Annotated in this window: 13 protein-coding genes, 1 tRNA gene and 1 pseudogene; 9 read left to right on the top strand and 6 right to left on the bottom strand. The window is 57.0% G+C overall.

Annotated elements, in window-relative coordinates; all coding sequences use genetic code 11:
• Nucleotides 1–3 precede the first annotated feature (3 nt).
• Both trmH and recG read left to right on the top strand, forming a co-directional pair.
• Nucleotides 4–693: a tRNA (guanosine(18)-2'-O)-methyltransferase TrmH gene (gene trmH, locus IM284_RS10290; RefSeq protein WP_028015010.1), complete on the top strand. Its 690-nt coding sequence runs from the start codon at nt 4–6 to the stop codon at nt 691–693.
• A gap of 3 nt (nt 694–696) precedes the next feature.
• Nucleotides 697–2,778, top strand: a complete 2,082-nt coding sequence (gene recG / locus IM284_RS10285) for an ATP-dependent DNA helicase RecG (protein ID WP_047366906.1) — start codon at nt 697–699, stop codon at nt 2,776–2,778.
• Between the two features lie 2 nt (nt 2,779–2,780).
• On the opposite strand, the gene gltS is transcribed toward recG, so the two are convergent.
• Complete coding sequence (gltS, locus tag IM284_RS10280; protein ID WP_047366905.1) at nt 2,781–3,983, bottom strand: sodium/glutamate symporter; 1,203 nt, start codon at nt 3,981–3,983, stop codon at nt 2,781–2,783.
• A gap of 225 nt (nt 3,984–4,208) precedes the next feature.
• On the opposite strand from gltS, the gene xanP reads away from it, so the two are divergent.
• Together xanP and IM284_RS10270 are read left to right on the top strand one after the other, a co-directional pair.
• Nucleotides 4,209–5,600: a xanthine/proton symporter XanP gene (xanP, locus tag IM284_RS10275; RefSeq protein ID WP_014881972.1), complete on the top strand. Its 1,392-nt coding sequence runs from the start codon at nt 4,209–4,211 to the stop codon at nt 5,598–5,600.
• A gap of 119 nt (nt 5,601–5,719) precedes the next feature.
• On the top strand, nt 5,720–7,408 hold the full coding sequence (locus IM284_RS10270) for an AsmA family protein (RefSeq protein ID WP_047366904.1): 1,689 nt from the start codon (nt 5,720–5,722) through the stop codon (nt 7,406–7,408).
• A gap of 110 nt (nt 7,409–7,518) precedes the next feature.
• Here IM284_RS10270 and yicI read toward each other — a convergent pair whose 3' ends face one another.
• Both yicI and IM284_RS10260 read right to left on the bottom strand, forming a co-directional pair.
• Nucleotides 7,519–9,837: an alpha-xylosidase gene (yicI, locus tag IM284_RS10265; protein WP_047366903.1), complete on the bottom strand. Its 2,319-nt coding sequence runs from the start codon at nt 9,835–9,837 to the stop codon at nt 7,519–7,521.
• A 12-nt stretch (nt 9,838–9,849) separates the two neighbouring features.
• The gene (locus IM284_RS10260) at nt 9,850–11,241 is read right to left on the bottom strand and encodes a glycoside-pentoside-hexuronide family transporter (RefSeq protein ID WP_047366902.1); all 1,392 of its coding nucleotides are present in this window, start codon (nt 11,239–11,241) and stop codon (nt 9,850–9,852) included.
• Nucleotides 11,242–11,530: 289 nt separating this feature from the next.
• Between IM284_RS10260 and IM284_RS10255 the strand changes: the two genes are divergently transcribed.
• The 4 genes from IM284_RS10255 (at nt 11,531) to IM284_RS10240 (ending at nt 14,069) form a co-directional block, all read left to right on the top strand.
• Nucleotides 11,531–11,625, top strand: a tRNA-Sec gene (locus IM284_RS10255).
• Between the two features lie 79 nt (nt 11,626–11,704).
• The gene (locus IM284_RS10250; protein ID WP_052954296.1) at nt 11,705–12,331 is read left to right on the top strand and encodes a DUF6680 family protein; all 627 of its coding nucleotides are present in this window, start codon (nt 11,705–11,707) and stop codon (nt 12,329–12,331) included.
• Between the two features lie 369 nt (nt 12,332–12,700).
• Nucleotides 12,701–12,982, top strand: coding sequence for a SymE family type I addiction module toxin (locus tag IM284_RS10245; RefSeq protein WP_047366901.1), 282 nt, complete (start codon nt 12,701–12,703; stop codon nt 12,980–12,982).
• 58 nt (nt 12,983–13,040) lie between these two features.
• Nucleotides 13,041–14,069 carry a virulence RhuM family protein gene (locus IM284_RS10240; protein WP_047366900.1) on the top strand — a complete coding sequence of 343 codons (1,029 nt, stop codon included), beginning with the start codon at nt 13,041–13,043 and terminating at the stop codon, nt 14,067–14,069.
• Here IM284_RS10240 and IM284_RS10235 read toward each other — a convergent pair.
• From IM284_RS10235 to IM284_RS10230, 3 genes and pseudogenes are all read right to left on the bottom strand, one after another.
• Complete coding sequence (locus IM284_RS10235) at nt 14,059–14,514, bottom strand: acetyltransferase (RefSeq protein ID WP_047366899.1); 456 nt, start codon at nt 14,512–14,514, stop codon at nt 14,059–14,061. The genes IM284_RS10240 and IM284_RS10235 overlap by 11 nt on opposite strands.
• A 31-nt stretch (nt 14,515–14,545) precedes the next feature.
• Nucleotides 14,546–14,659: pseudogene (locus tag IM284_RS23355) on the bottom strand (class I SAM-dependent methyltransferase); the annotation flags it as partial.
• Between the two features lie 113 nt (nt 14,660–14,772).
• The gene (locus IM284_RS10230) at nt 14,773–15,297 is read right to left on the bottom strand and encodes a lipocalin family protein (RefSeq protein WP_047366898.1); all 525 of its coding nucleotides are present in this window, start codon (nt 15,295–15,297) and stop codon (nt 14,773–14,775) included.
• A 117-nt stretch (nt 15,298–15,414) separates the two neighbouring features.
• Here IM284_RS10230 and IM284_RS10225 point away from each other — a divergent pair, with 117 nt between their 5' ends.
• Nucleotides 15,415–16,140: a MerR family transcriptional regulator gene (locus IM284_RS10225; protein WP_047366897.1), complete on the top strand. Its 726-nt coding sequence runs from the start codon at nt 15,415–15,417 to the stop codon at nt 16,138–16,140.

Here is a 16,140-nt window from a genome sequence, read left to right as displayed (position 1 = left end):
TTTATGAATTCACAACGTTATGCCCGTATCTGCGAAATGCTTGCCAGACGCCAGCCTGACCTGACGGTCTGCATGGAGCAGGTGCATAAACCTCATAACGTCTCTGCCATCGTCCGTACCGCAGATGCCGTCGGCGTGCATGAAGTGCACGCCGTCTGGCCGGGTCACCGGATGCGAACCATGGTCTCTGCTGCGGCAGGCAGTAACAGCTGGGTATCCGTCAAATCTCACCAGACGATTGGCGATGCCGTATCGCATCTGAAAGGACGCGGGATGCAGATCCTGGCGACAAACCTGTCCGATAAGGCCGTGGATTTCCGCGAGATCGACTATACCCGCCCGACCTGCATTTTGATGGGTCAGGAGAAAACCGGGATCTCCCAGGAAGCGCTGGATCTGGCGGATCGGGACATCATCATTCCGATGATCGGCATGGTCCAGTCCCTTAACGTCTCCGTGGCATCCGCGCTCATTCTGTATGAAGCGCAGCGCCAGCGTCAGAACGCCGGGATGTACGAGCGCAGCAACAGCATGCTGCCGGAAGAAGAACAGCAGCGCCTGCTGTTTGAAGGTGGCTATCCGGTGCTGGCACGCGTTGCGAAGCAGAAAAAATTGCCTTACCCCCACGTCAACGCGCAGGGCGAAATTGAAGCCGATGCCGAGTGGTGGGCCACTATGCAGTACGCCGGGTAACCGATGAAAGGCCGCCTGCTGGATGCTATCCCGCTCAACAGCCTGACGGGCGTGGGCGCGGCGCAAAGCAATAAGCTGGCAAAAATTGGCTTGCACACCGTGCAGGATCTCCTGCTTCACCTCCCCCTGCGTTACGAAGACCGCACTCAGCTCTACAAGATTGGCGATCTGCTTCCCGCCATTTACGCCACCGTTGAAGGCGAAGTCCTGAACTGCAATATCACTTTCGGCGGACGCCGGATGATGACCTGTCAGATCAGCGACGGCACCGGCATCCTCACCATGCGTTTCTTCAACTTCAGCGCGGCGATGAAGAACAGCCTGGCGACCGGCCGTAGGGTGCTGGCCTATGGCGAAGCTAAACGCGGGAAATACGGCGCAGAGATGATCCACCCGGAGTACCGCGTACAGGGCGATCTCAGCACGCCAGAACTGCAGGAGACGCTCACCCCGGTTTACCCGACGACCGAAGGCGTTAAGCAGGCGACGCTGCGTAAGCTCACCGATCAGGCCCTGGAACTGCTGGATACCTGCGCCATTACCGAACTGCTGCCGCCAGAACTGGCTCAGGGGATGATGAGCCTGCCCGAGGCGCTGCGCACCCTGCACCGCCCGCCGCCAACGCTGCAGCTCAGCGATTTAGAAAGCGGTAAACACCCCGCCCAACGGCGTCTTATCCTTGAGGAATTACTGGCGCATAACCTGAGCATGCTGGCGCTGCGTGCCGGCGCGCAGCGTTTCCACGCTCAGCCGTTAAGCCCGAATGATGTGCTCAAAGATAAGCTGCTGGCCTCGCTGCCCTTTAAGCCCACCGGCGCGCAGGCGCGCGTCACCGCCGAGATTGAGCGCGATATGGCGCTCGACGTGCCGATGATGCGCCTGGTGCAGGGCGACGTAGGTTCAGGTAAAACGCTGGTTGCCGCCCTGGCCGCGTTACGCGCCATCGCCCACGGCAAACAGGTCGCCCTGATGGCACCGACAGAGCTGCTGGCCGAGCAGCACGCCAATAATTTCCGCGCCTGGTTCGCACCGCTCGGGATTGAGGTGGGCTGGCTCGCCGGAAAGCAAAAAGGCAAAGCGCGTCTTGCGCAGCAGGAAGCCATCGCCAGCGGCCAGGTGCAGATGATTGTCGGCACACACGCTATCTTCCAGGAGCAGGTGCAGTTCAACGGCCTTGCGCTGGTGATTATCGATGAACAGCACCGCTTCGGCGTGCATCAGCGTCTGGCGCTGTGGGAAAAAGGGCTGCAGCAGGGCTTCCACCCGCACCAGCTGATCATGACCGCCACGCCGATCCCGCGTACCCTGGCGATGACCGCCTACGCCGATCTGGATACCTCTACCATCGACGAACTGCCGCCGGGCCGAACGCCGGTGACGACGGTCGCCATACCGGATACGCGCCGCAGCGACATCATTGACCGCGTGCGCAACGCCTGCACCCATGAAGGTCGTCAGGCCTACTGGGTCTGTACGCTGATTGAAGAGTCTGAACTGCTGGAAGCGCAGGCCGCCGAAGCAACGTGGGAAGAGCTTAAGCTGGCGCTGCCGGAGCTGAACGTGGGTCTGGTTCACGGACGCATGAAGCCTGCCGAGAAGCAGGCGGTGATGCAATCCTTCAAACAGGGGGAACTGCATTTGCTGGTCGCGACGACGGTCATCGAAGTGGGCGTTGACGTACCCAACTCCAGCCTGATGATCATCGAAAACCCGGAACGTCTGGGGCTTGCCCAGCTCCACCAGCTGCGCGGGCGCGTTGGCCGCGGCGCGGTAGCGTCTCACTGCGTTCTGCTTTACAAAGCACCGCTTTCAAAAACCGCCCAGATGCGACTGCAGGTGCTGCGCGACAGCAACGACGGCTTTGTGATTGCGCAAAAAGATCTGGAGATACGCGGCCCGGGCGAACTACTGGGCACGCGCCAGACGGGAAATGCTGAATTCAAAGTGGCGGATTTACTGCGCGATCAGGCCATGATCCCCGAAGTTCAGCGCCTTGCGCGCCATATTCATGAACGCTACCCCGAACAGGCGGCAGCGTTAATTGAGCGCTGGATGCCGGAAACCGAACGGTATTCCAACGCCTGATCTCAGGCAAATATCGGCAGCATCAGGTACAGCTTGATCACCAGCGCGTTGACGATATCAATGAAGAATGCGCCGACCATCGGGACCACCAGAAACGCCATATGCGATGGCCCGAACCGTTCAGTGATCGCCTGCATGTTGGCGATAGCCGTGGGGGTAGCCCCCAGACCAAACCCGCAGTGACCGGCCGCCAGCACCGCCGCATCATAGTTTTTCCCCATCATGCGCCAGGTCACGAACATGGCATAAAGCGCCATAAACAGTGCCTGCACCGCCAGAATCGCCACCATCGGCAGCGCCAGCGAGGCCAGCTCCCACAGCTTCAGGCTCATCAGCGCCATCGCCAGGAACAGCGACAGGCAGACGTTGCCAAGCACCGATACCGCCCGTTCAAACACGCGGTAGAAGCCCATCAGCGCCAGACCGTTGCTCAGGATCACCCCGATAAACAGCACGCAGACAAACGTCGGCAGTTCAAACGCGGTACCCGCCAGCCATTGCGCAACCACTTTGCCCACGGTCAGGCAGATGGCAATCATCGCGATGGTTTCAATCATCACCAGCGAGGTGATGCTGCGTCCAACGTCCGGTTTTTCAAACGCGGTCGGCACCATTTCATCGTCCGGTCTGCCATTCGGCGTGGTGGAGTGCTTCACCAGATAACGCGCTACCGGGCCGCCAATCAGGCCACCCAGTACCAGGCCAAAGGTCGCGCAGGCCATCGCCACTTCCGTCGCGTTTTCAAAACCGTAGCGTTCGATGAACAGCTTGCTCCACGCCGCGCCGGTACCGTGACCGCCCGAAAGGGTAATCGACCCCGCCAGCAGCCCCATCAGCGGATCCAGCCCCAGCAGCGTTGCCATACCGATGCCAATCGCATTTTGCATCAGCAGCAGCCCCACCACCACAATCAGAAACACGCCGAGCACCTTACCGCCCGAGCGCAGGCTTGCCAGGTTGGCGTTCAGGCCGATGGTGGCAAAGAAAGCCAGCATCAGCGGGTCTTTCAGGGACATATCAAAATCAATTTCCCAGCCCATGCTTTTTTTCAATATCAGCAAGGCCAGCGCCACCAGCAGACCGCCGGCGACGGGTTCAGGGATAGTGTATTTTTTCAGAAAGGAAACGCTGTGGACCAGCTTGCGACCAAGCAGAAGAACCAGCGTTGCGGCAACAAGGGTCGACAACGTATCGAGATGAATCATAAAAGGCTCCTGTTATGCGCGTATTCCATACACACGCGGCGTTATCCTGGGCCGGTTTGCGCTCGTCATGAGCCCCCGGCGCAAAAAGTGTAATTTTTTTTTCCGATAGGTTGTAAAAAACCTGCTCACAGCGGCAGATTTTCTTCCTTTTTTTTGCTGGCAATCGTTTGCTTTTACCAGGTGGTCAGATAAAATGCCCGCTTTTCCACCGTGGGATTGCCGCCGATGTCCGTTAACACCATAGAATCGCCAGATGCGCAACCGATTGCGCAGAAGCAAAATAGCGAACTGATTTACCGCCTTGAAGACCGACCGCCGCTGCCGCAGACGCTTTTTGCCGCCTGCCAGCATCTTCTGGCAATGTTTGTTGCGGTGATCACCCCGGCGCTGCTGATTTGCCAGGCGCTCGGTTTACCGGCGCAGGACACGCAGCACATTATCAGTATGTCTCTGTTCGCCTCCGGCGTGGCCTCCATTATTCAAATTAAAGCCTGGGGCCCGGTGGGGTCTGGGCTACTGTCGATTCAGGGCACCAGCTTTAACTTCGTGGCGCCGCTGATCATGGGCGGTACGGCGCTGAAAACCGGCGGTGCGGATGTTCCGACCATGATGGCGGCGCTGTTCGGCACCCTAATGCTGGCAAGCTGCACGGAGATGGTCATCTCCCGCGTGCTGCACCTGGCTCGCCGTGTAATCACCCCGCTGGTTTCCGGCGTGGTGGTGATGATTATCGGCCTGTCGCTGATTCAGGTGGGCCTCACCTCCATCGGTGGCGGCTACGCGGCAATGAGCGACCACACCTTCGGCGCGCCGAAAAACCTGCTGCTGGCGGGCGTGGTGCTGGCGATCATCATTCTGCTTAACCGTCAGCGTAACCCTTACCTGCGCGTGGCCTCGCTGGTGATCGCCATGGCAGCGGGCTATCTGCTGGCGTGGGCGCTGGGGATGCTGCCGGAGAACACCGCGCCGACCAACAGCGCGCTGATCACCGTCCCAACGCCGCTTTATTACGGCCTGGGCATAGACTGGGGTCTGCTCCTGCCGCTGATGCTGGTCTTTATGATTACTTCTCTGGAGACCATCGGTGATATCACCGCCACCTCCGACGTCTCTGAGCAGCCGGTGTCCGGCCCGCTGTACATGAAGCGTCTGAAAGGCGGCGTGCTGGCGAACGGCCTGAACTCGTTTGTCTCTGCGGTATTCAACACCTTCCCGAACTCCTGCTTCGGCCAGAACAACGGTGTGATCCAGTTGACCGGCGTGGCCAGCCGCTACGTTGGTTTCGTGGTGGCGCTGATGCTGATCGTCCTCGGCCTGTTCCCGGCGGTGAGCGGCTTTGTGCAGCACATTCCTGAGCCGGTGCTGGGCGGCGCAACGCTGGTGATGTTTGGGACTATCGCGGCCTCCGGCGTGCGTATCGTCTCCCGCGAGCCGCTGAACCGTCGCGCGATCATGATTATCGCGCTGTCGCTGGCCGTTGGTCTGGGTGTTTCCCAGCAGCCGCTGATCCTGCAGTTTGCGCCGGACTGGGTTAAAAACCTGCTCTCTTCCGGCATTGCCGCGGGCGGTATCACCGCTATCGTGCTGAACCTCGTTTTCCCGCCTGAGAAGAACTGATCTCCCTCACGGCAGGCAGTCAATGCCTGCCGTGACATCTAATTACACCATTCCCGCCTTGAGCATTGCGCATAAATCGTGCATAACTCCCTTATGTTCGTTTCGCGGGATGGAAGACCATGAAATTTATTGGAAAGCTACTCGTCTATCTTCTGGTAGCCCTGCTTATTGTGCTGCTGGCGCTCTATATTTTGCTCCAGACCCGCTGGGGCGCGGCGCAGGTCAGCAGCTGGATTACGGTGAATACCGACTACGAACTCAGTTTCGACAAGATGAATCACCGCTTTTCATCGCCTTCCCACCTCATTCTGGAAAATGTCACCTTTGGGCGGGACGGTAAACCCGCCACATTAGTTGCCAAAAAAGTCGATATTGGCCTGAGCAGCCGTCAGATCACTGCTCCGCTGCACATGGGCACTATCACCCTGTTCGACGGCACGCTGAATCTCTCGCCTCAAACAGCGCCGCTGCCCTTCCAGGCCGATCGTCTGCAGCTGAACAACATGGCCTTTAATAGCCCGAATACTGAATGGGATCTGAGCGCACAGAAGGTCACGGGCGGCGTCAGCCCATGGCAGCCAGAAGCCGGGAACGTGCTGGGTAAAAACGCGAAGATCCAGATGAGCGCCGGCTCGCTGACCCTGAACGGCGTACCAGCCACCAACGTGCTAATCGACGGCCAGTTGAACGGCAAGGAGGTGGTGCTGAACACCATTGGTGCCGATATGGCCCGTGGCTCGCTCACCGGCTCCGCCCTGCGTAACGCTGACGGAAGCTGGATAATCGACACCATGCGCCTGAACGAGATCCGCCTGCAGAGCGACAAAACGCTGAAAGCATTCTTCGCGCCGCTGGCTACCATCCCCTCCCTGCAAATTGGCCGTCTGGAGGTCACCGATGCCCGCCTGCAAGGCCCGGACTGGGCGGTGACCGATCTCGACTTAAGCCTGCGCAACCTGACTCTCAGCAAAGGCGACTGGCAGAGCCAGGAAGGTCGCCTGTCCATGAACGCCAGCGAGTTTATCTTCGGCTCGCTGCATCTGTTTGACCCGATCCTGAATGCGGAGTTTTCCCCGCAGGGCATAGCGCTGCGTCAGTTCACCTCCCGCTGGGAAGGCGGTATGGTGCGCACGTCCGGCAACTGGCTGCGCGACGGTAAAGCGCTGGTTCTGGACGATGTTGCCATCGCCGGGCTGGAGTACACCCTTCCTGAAAACTGGAAAACGCTGTGGATGGAGCCGCTGCCGGAATGGCTGAACAGCGTCACGCTGCAAAAATTCGGCCTGAGCCGCAACCTGGTGATCGACATCGATCCCGCCTTCCCGTGGCAGATCACCTCCCTGGACGGCTACGGCGCAAACCTGCAGCTGGCGAAAGATCGCCAGTGGGGCGTCTGGGGCGGCAGCGCAACATTAAACGGCGCGGCGGCGACCTTTAACCGCGTGGACGTGCGCCGTCCGTCGCTGGCGCTGAATGCCAACGCCGCCACGGTGAACATTAGCGACCTGAGCGCCTTTACCGAGAAAGGTATTCTGGAAGCCACGGCGACGGTTTCACAGCTCCCGCAGCGGCAGACCACGGTGAGCCTGAACGGGCGCGGCGTACCGCTCAACGTGCTGCAGCAGTGGGGCTGGCCTGCGTTACCGATTACGGGCGACGGCAATATTCAGATGACCGCCAGCGGCAGCGTGCAGGCGAATGCGCCACTGAAGCCAACGGTGAATGGGAAGCTGAGCGCGGTGAATATGGATAAGCAGCAGGTTGAGCAGACGATGACGGGCGGCGTGGTTGCAACGCCTGTGCAATAAACTTTTTGATGTTTGTTCCCTCTCCCTGTGGGAGAGGGTCAGGGTGAGGGCATCAGAGCGCATAATTACCTTAGGCCCGGTAAGCGAAGCGCCACCGGGCATTTTCCACCTCAGAGCTGAACCACCACCTCATCCCCCTCCGCTTTCACCACCACACCCCACTCGCTGCCCGCGTGCGAGCCGCCTTTCACGCCACTCACCTTCTGCACGTTGCGCAAGCACACCGACCAGTTTTGCGCGTCACCCGCGCCGGTAAAGGTCACAATGTCGCCCCGACGTGACGCCTTCAGCGTAAATGCCACAGAACCGTCCGCCGCAGGCACTTCGCTCACCGCCGCTGCGCCATCCTCCAGGTTAAACAGCTGGAAGGCCGTCCCCTCGTTCCACGCGTAGTCCGGCTTCTGGTTATTGTTACCCAGCGCCAGCAGCGTGTTGTCGCGCACGTAGACCGGCAGGCTCATAAAATCGTGCTGCTGCTTATGCCAGCGGCTGCCATGGATTTCGTCGTTGTGCCACAGGTGCGTCCAGCGGCCTTCCGGCAGGTAGAACTGCACGTCCCCCGCCTCGGAGAACACCGGAGCGACCATCAGGGCATCCCCCAGCATGTATTGACGGTCGAGGTAATCGCACGCCGGATCGTCCGGGAACTCCAGCATCATCGCGCGCAGCATCGGCGTGCCGAATTCGCGGGCCAGCGTCGCCTGACGGTACAGGTACGGCATCAGCCGGCACTTCAGCTGCGTGAAGTAGCGCACCACGTCGCAGGACTCGTCATCGTACGCCCACGGCACGCGGTAGGATTTGCTGCCGTGCAGGCGGCTGTGGCTGGAGAACAGCCCGAACGCGCACCAGCGTTTATAGACGTGCGCCGGAGCGGTGTTTTCGAACCCGCCGATATCGTGGCTCCAGAACCCGAAGCCGGACAGGCCAATCGACAGCCCACCGCGCAGGCTTTCCGCCATCGACTCGTAGTTGGCGTAGCAGTCGCCGCCCCAGTGTACCGGGAACTGTTGCGCCCCGACGGACGCCGAGCGGGCAAACAGCACCGCCTCCTCTTCGCCGACGGTCTCTTTCAGCACGTTCCACACCAGTTCGTTATAAATGTAGGCGTAGTGGTTGTGCATCTTCTGCGGATCGGACCCGTCGAACCACTGCACGTCCGTCGGGATACGCTCGCCGAAGTCGGTCTTAAAGCAGTCAACGCCGATATCCACCAGGCCTTTCAGCTTTTCAGCATACCACCGGCACGCGTCCGGATTGGTGAAGTCGTAAATCGCCAGCCCCGGCTGCCATTTGTCCCACTGCCACAGGGAGCCGTCCGGACGCTTGAGCAGATAGCCCTTCTCTTTCAGCTCGCGGAAAATCGGGGATTTCTGGCCGATATACGGGTTGATCCACACGCAGACCTTCAGCCCTTTCTCTTTCAGGCGGCGGATCATCCCTTCCGGATCCGGGAAGGTCACCGGGTCCCACTCGAAGTCGCACCACTGGAAGGCCTTCATCCAGAAGCAGTCGAAGTGGAACACGTGCAGAGGCAGGTCGCGTTCGGCCATGCCGTCGATAAAGCTGTTGACCGTCGCTTCGTCGTAGTTGGTGGTGAACGACGTGGTCAGCCACAGGCCGAACGACCACGCAGGCGGCAGCGCCGGACGCCCGGTGAACTGCGTATAGCGGTTCAGCACCTCTTTTGGCGTCGGGCCGTCGATCACGAAATACTCCAGATATTCCCCTTCCACGCTGAACTGCACTTTAGAGACCTTCTCGGAGCCGACTTCAAACGAGACGTTTTCCGGATGATTCACCAGCACGCCGTAGCCGCGGTTGGTCAGGTAGAACGGGATATTTTTGTAGGACTGCTCGGTGCTGGTGCCGCCGTCGCGGTTCCAGGTTTCGACCGTCTGGCCGTTGCGCACCAGCGCGGTAAAGCGCTCGCCCAGGCCGTAGACTGTTTCCCCCACGCCCAGATCCAGACGCTCGAACACGTAATTACGGTCGGTGTTACTGTCCTGCACGTAGCCGTTGTTTTTCAGCTGGCTGCCGGTAATGCGCTGGCCGTTGCGCAGGAAATCCAGCGCCCAGAACTCGCCTTTGGTGACGCGCACGCTGACGCTGCCGCTTTTCAGCTCGGCAAATTCGGCGTTGTTTTCAATCTCGACCTTCACGTCTTTCAGAACGTTCAGCGGATAGTGCGGGCCGTTGTTCAGCGCACCCTGGAAGTGCTCGATGCGCACCCCGACAATCCCTTCCTGCGGGGAAAACAGACGCACCGTGAACATCAACGTGTCGAGCTGCCAGGTGCGCTCACGCACGTCGCGCGGCGCAACATACACCACCAGGTCATTGCCCTGCTGCTCCACGTCGAACACCTGAACCGGACAGGTCACGTTCAGGCCCGGTTGAATAAGCCAGTTTCCATCACTGATTTTCATGCTTTCGTCCTCTTAGTTCTGCAATTCTTTACTGACCGGCAGGTTTTCAAAATCCTGCTGATTGCGGCGTGCGCCCTGCGCCAGCTCGCCCAGGATTTTGGTCAGGAAGGGGGTTTTCAGCGTGTAGTAGCGTTTGGCGATAATGGCGCTCAGCACGTAGCAGATCGCCGGCGCCAGCGTAAACAGGCCGATAATGATGCTGATGGTCGCGCTGTTCTGGGTTTTGGCCGCCGCGTCGTAGCCGCCGCCTGCCAGCATCCAGCCGATCATCGCCCCGCCCAGCGCCAGGCCGAGCTTCAGCACGAACAGCGTGCCCGCAAAGCTGATGCCGGTCAGGCGTTTGCCGTTGGTCCATTCGCCGTAGTCGACGGTATCGGACATCATTACCCACTGGATTGGCGTCACCAGCTGGTGCAGCACGCCGATAACGAAGATAAAGACGAACATCAGCACGGTGGCGTGCATCGGGACGAAGAACATCGCCACGCTGACCACCGCCAGCGCGGCGTTGGTCCACCAGAAGATGCTGACCTTGCACTTCCAGTCGGTGAGCGGTTTCGCCAGCGCGGAGCCGATCAGATTGCCGACGCAGTAGGTGGTGAGGAATGCGACGAACACCTCCGGCGATCCCATGATCCAGGTGCAGTAGTACATCATCGCGCCGCCGCGCACGCAGACGGCGAGGATATTGAGGATGGTCAGCACGCCGACAATGCGCCACTGGTCGTTTTGCCAGATATCGCGCAGGTCTTCCCGCATGGAGGTGGTGCTCGGGGGCACCTGGATGCGCTCTTTGGTGGTGAAGAAGCAGAACGCCAGCATCAGGAACGCGACCACCGACAGCACGGCGATCCCGCCCTGGAAGCCGAACGCCTTATCGTCGCCGCCAATCAACTTCACCAGCGGCATCATCAGCACCGTGGAGAGCATGCCACCCGCCGTCGCCAGCACGAAGCGCCAGGACTGAAGGGAGATACGCTGCGTCGGGTCGCTGGTGATTACCCCGCCCAGCGCGCAGTACGGGATGTTGACCACGGTATAGAGCAGGGTCAGCAGGGTGTAAGTCACGGCGGCATAAACCATTTTGCCGTTGAGACTGAGGTCCGGCGTGGTGTAGGCCAGCACGCAGACGATGCCGAACGGGATGGCGCCGAACAAAATCCACGGACGGAATTTGCCCCAGCGGCTGCGGGTGCGGTCGGCGATCAGCCCCATAAACGGGTCGGAGATCGCATCCAGCGCGCGCGCCAGCAGGAACATGGTGCCGACAAACCCGGCGGGAATACCGAAAATATCGGTGTAGAAAAACATCATGTACAACATGACGTTATCAAAAATGATGTGGCTGGCGGCGTCTCCCATGCCGTAGCCAATCTTCTCTTTTACTGACAATACTTCGCTCATCTTTTTTATCCTTCACGCTGTAGGGGGCGCTGAGACCGGTTGCATTGGTTTTAAACCATTGTTTCAACGGCGGGTATTGCGTTTTCTGGTTAGCAGATTACGTTTCTTGTTTTTTGTGATCGCGATAAATGTTGGAGAGCACAAAAGGCTAACCTGAGGATTTTCTTAGGAATTAGCTGAAACAGGGGGGTACAGGTCAAAAGAGAGGTGAAAAAAGTGGTGTGGGGTATGTGGTAAATGCCTGAAAGTAGCTATAATGCGCCCCGCCTCCATGTAGCAATGCAGGCGCGGAAGATCGTCATCTCCGGTGAGGTGGCTGGACTTCAAATCCAGTTGGGGGCGCCAGCGTTCCCGGGCAGGTTCGACTCCTGTGATCTTCCGCCAAAATTATTATAACTACGTTTTAAACTATCCATTCTTAAAGCATATAATATTTCTATAACTATCACTCGGGAAGCGTTATATGAACATATTATTTGGCATGGAATCAAAAGATATAATTATGACAGCAGCAGTTATAGTAGGTCCTGTTCTTGCTGTTCAAATACAAAAAACATTAGAGCAATTTAGAGAAAGAAAACAAAGCCGCTTTTCTATTTTCAGAACACTAATGTCTACTAGAGCTCAAAGATTACATAGAGAACATGTTCAAGCTTTGAATATGATCGATATAGAGTTTTATGGTAGAAAAATACCAATAATTAAAGTCAGATATCAAACCAAGAAAGAACAAACGGTTACTCATGCTTGGAAAAGTTATAACAGTCATCTAAATAAAATACAAGACTACCCTGACATTAACATTTGGATATCTAAATCCGATGATCTCTTTACAGACTTACTGTACGCTCTTTCTCAAGCAATGAATTACGATTTTGATAAAGTACAATTGCAAAGAGACTGTTATAGGCCAATTGCTCATGGCGATTTAGAAACAACACAAGCAAATATTTTAAAGGGTTTAGAAAGAGTTTTCTCTGGCGATACAGCCTTACCGATGTTCATAACTAATGCACCCTTGAATAGGGCCAATCAGGATGATGAGGTCGTTTCTGAAAATACAACTGATTTCAATAAAGAATCACACTGATATGTTCATGCTTTCGGTGAAATACATTTAGCTCGTAACTCCTCTCTCGCCTGTTCTTTCAACCAACTGGCGAGACTCACCCCTTCCGCAGCCGCCACTGCATCCAACTGCTCCTTCAATGCCGGATCAATATGCATCTTTAAATGCGGAGACTGCCCCCGTCTTTCGTTTTTTTTCGCGCGACATGATTAAAATGAGGCCACCTATCCACTCCGACACATATAGGAGGCAACTTTAACCTCCTCTTCTAACAACGCCTCGATGTGAGGGAACACAACCGGAGCGTCTAACCTCAGGAGCTATTAAGGGTTGATTAGATTCTCATTCTCCCCAGACACTGACCAATCCGGAACCGAGCTTTCGCTAATTATGGGATACCGTCCGAATGTTTTCGAAAAATCCACGCCGAAAATCATCCTTTCCGGCAAGTGGCTGCGCGCGGCGGGGTTTGATACCGGACAGCAGGTTACGGTAAAGGTCATGAAAGGGTGCATCGTTCTGGTGGCGTATAACGAGCAGGAGCAGCGGTTGCAGGACGATTATAAACGGACGAAGGCAAAGCTGATTGAGATAGAGGACGCGCTTGCGGCGATCCAAACTCAGCATCATGGAAAGCGCCTCGCAAAATCAAATACAAACCACCTGGCTTAGCGGCTGTTTCTGGCATACTACGAGCTTACCGGCATCAACCTTATGACTCGGAGGCAGCATGACATATGAAGAATTAATGAATTCACCAGCCGGTGAGTTCGTCATGTTTGCCAGCAAGGATGGAAAAGTTCGCATTGAATGCCGCTTCGAAAGCGATACGTTGTGGCTCTCACAGGCCACGATCTGTGAGTTATACGGCAAAGCCAAAGCTACGATCAGCGGGCATATCAAGAATATTTTTGATGAGGGTGAGCTGGTCGAAAATTCAGTTGTTCGGTTTTACCGAACAACTGCCAGCGATGGTAAAGTATATAACGTTCAATACTTTAGCCTGCCCGTCATTCTTGCCATCGGCTATCGCGTCCGCTCCGCACGAGGTACACAGTTCCGCCAGTGGGCCACCCAAACGCTGCAGGAATATCTGGTTAAAGGCTTCGTTATGGACGACGAGCGTCTGAAAAACCCGCCTGTGGGTTCATCCGCCGTGCCTGACTATTTCGATGAAATGCTGGAACGCATTCGCGACATACGGGCCAGTGAACGCCGGGTCTATCTTCGCGTGAGGGAGATTTTTGCGCTAGCCGCTGACTATCAGCCATCACTCAAAGAAACCACGCAATTCTTCCAGACAATCCAAAATAAACTGCATTTTGCCTGCACGGGTCTTACCGCTGCTGAGTTGATTCACCAACGTGCGGACGCCACTCAACCGCATATGGGGTTGACCAGTTATAAGGGCGAAGAAGTCCGTAAAAGCGATGTCACCACGGCAAAAAATTATCTGTCTCAGGATGAGGTCAGCGAGCTTAATCGCGTCGTTAATATGTGGCTCGATTTTGCCGAAGATCAGGCCAAACGTCGCAAGCAGGTATTTTTACGAGACTGGCAAACCAAACTCGATCAGTTCCTGAAATTTAATGACCGGGACGTTTTAGAAGGAGCTGGCAAAATCAGTAAGAAAGCAGCTGATGAGAAGGCGTGCTCAGAATACATTGAGTTTGAAAAAAAGCAGCGCCTGCTGAAAGAAGCCGAAGGTGAGAAAGATATCGTCGGCTTATTAAAATGGGATAAACAGGCTAAGCGCTAATCCCGGTATCTCTGCTCAGCTTCATATGCAACAACGGAAACGGATTCCCCTGCCCGTCCAGTTCCGAGCGTCCGACCTGCTCAAACCCCATATGGCGATAAAACGCGACGCCCTGCGGGTTCTGTTCATTCACATCCACTTCGTTTACGCCAAACTCGGCGATGGCGTGTTTTAGCAGCAATTTCCCGACGCCCTTCCCTCGGCTCGCGTCATCCACAAAAAGCATTTCAATGCGGTTTTCATCCACGCCCAAAAAGCCGTGAATAACGCCTGCGTCATCGCGAGCTATCACGACCTTGAGGTTAGGCAGATAGGCGTTAAGCAATAACGGGCGCAGCGCCGCAATATCGCTTTCTTGTAAAAAGTGATGGGTGGCGCGAACGGAAGATTCCCAGATCGCGACCAGACGTTCAAAGTGTTTGGGGAGTGCGGTTTCTATTTTCATGGGGGGATCATGATTAGAAAACCGAACTATTTCAACCCACTCTTTGAGATCTGTTCCCCATCACCCCATTCCTCGGTACCACCACGGTGACGTTTTCCATCGGCACGCCTGCCGCAATGAGAATATCCTGTAGCTGCTGTAACGCTCCCCACCGGGATGGCAGCTCCGCTCGCCCGTTCATGCCGTCTTTCTCCGTTGGGCTTTTAACGGAAGTCTATCCAGGCGAGCCAATAATGCCCCTGGAAGAAAGCACGATTTTTACTGCTTCACCCATACCAGCTGATCAACCCGGAAGCCCAGACTGCGCGCGGTGTTCAGGTAATCCTGCTTTACCGCATCCGGGATGGTCGGCGTGCGTGACAGGATCCACAGATAGTCGCGGTTCGGGCCGCTCACCAGCGCGTACTGGTACTTATCGTCCAGCCTGATCACGTTATACCCGCCGTAGAACGGGCCGAAGAACGATACCTTCAGCGCGGCGGTGGTCGGCTCGCCGGTAAAGTAGGCTTTGCCCTCGCTCTCGTTCCACTTGTTCTTCACCGGATCAAAACCCCGGTTAAGCACGCTGATGCCGCCGTCGCTGCGCTCGCCGTAGGTCGCCGTCACCTGTTCCAGACCACGTTCAAAGCGGTTTTCCAGACGGGCGACTTCGTACCATTTGCCGAGGTAGCGGCTGGCTTCAAAGTTGGTAATAGGCTGCACGCCTTTCGGCGGCGTGGGGGATTTACAGGCGACCAGCGTCAGGGCAATCGCAACACCGGTCACAACAGGCCATAGCTTCATGAGAATTCCTTTCATTTGCACGGTTGGAAGTTAAGTGTAGTGCACCGTTTCGGCGCTTCATCCCGTTCGGGAAAATTCGTAGTATATTGAGAGTATTCCTCCACCCTGGACACGGACATGGCTTACTCCATCGGCGAATTCGCCAGACTCAGCGGCATCACCGCCACCACCCTGCGGGCGTGGCAGCGTCGCTACGGTTTACTCAAGCCACAGCGCACGGAAGGCGGCCACCGCCAGTACAGCGATGAGGACGTCCAGCAGGCGCTCAAAATCCTCGACTGGGTAAAAAAAGGCGTCCCGATCGGCCAGGTCAAACCGCTGCTGGAACGCCCGGCGCCGGGGCGGACCAACAATTGGCAAACGCTGCAGCAGAGCATGCTGCAACGCCTGCAGGACGGCAAAGTCGAGTCCCTGCGCCAGATGATTTACGACGCCGGACGCGAGTACCCAAGGCCGGAACTGGTCGCGAACGTACTGCGTCCGCTGCGCAGCCAGGTCTCGGCTAACGTCGCCGCCGCCATGACCCTGCGCGCAATCCTCGACGGCATCATCATCGCCTACACCTCGTTTTGCCTCGAAGGCGATAAAAAAGCGCCGGGCGACAATATTCTGCTCAGCGGCTGGCACCTGAACGACCCGTGCGAGATCTGGCTCGAAGCCCTAACGCGCACCGGGCAGGGCCATCGCATCGACATTCTGCCAGTTCCGCCAGACGCGCTGGCACCGGAGATTTTCCCGGAGCGGAAATGGCTGCTGGTCACCAGCGGCAAGCTCACCGCCGGGCGGAAAAAGCAGGTGGAGCAGTGGCAGCAGCAGGTATCGCTTGAAGTAATTATCCTCTGA

The organism is Enterobacter cloacae complex sp. P12RS (assembly GCF_014895875.1).
GTDB classification, from domain to species: Bacteria; Pseudomonadota; Gammaproteobacteria; order Enterobacterales; family Enterobacteriaceae; genus Enterobacter; species Enterobacter bugandensis.
The sequence above is the reverse complement of the archived record's forward strand: the minus strand, read 5'-3'. Positions and strand labels throughout refer to the sequence as shown.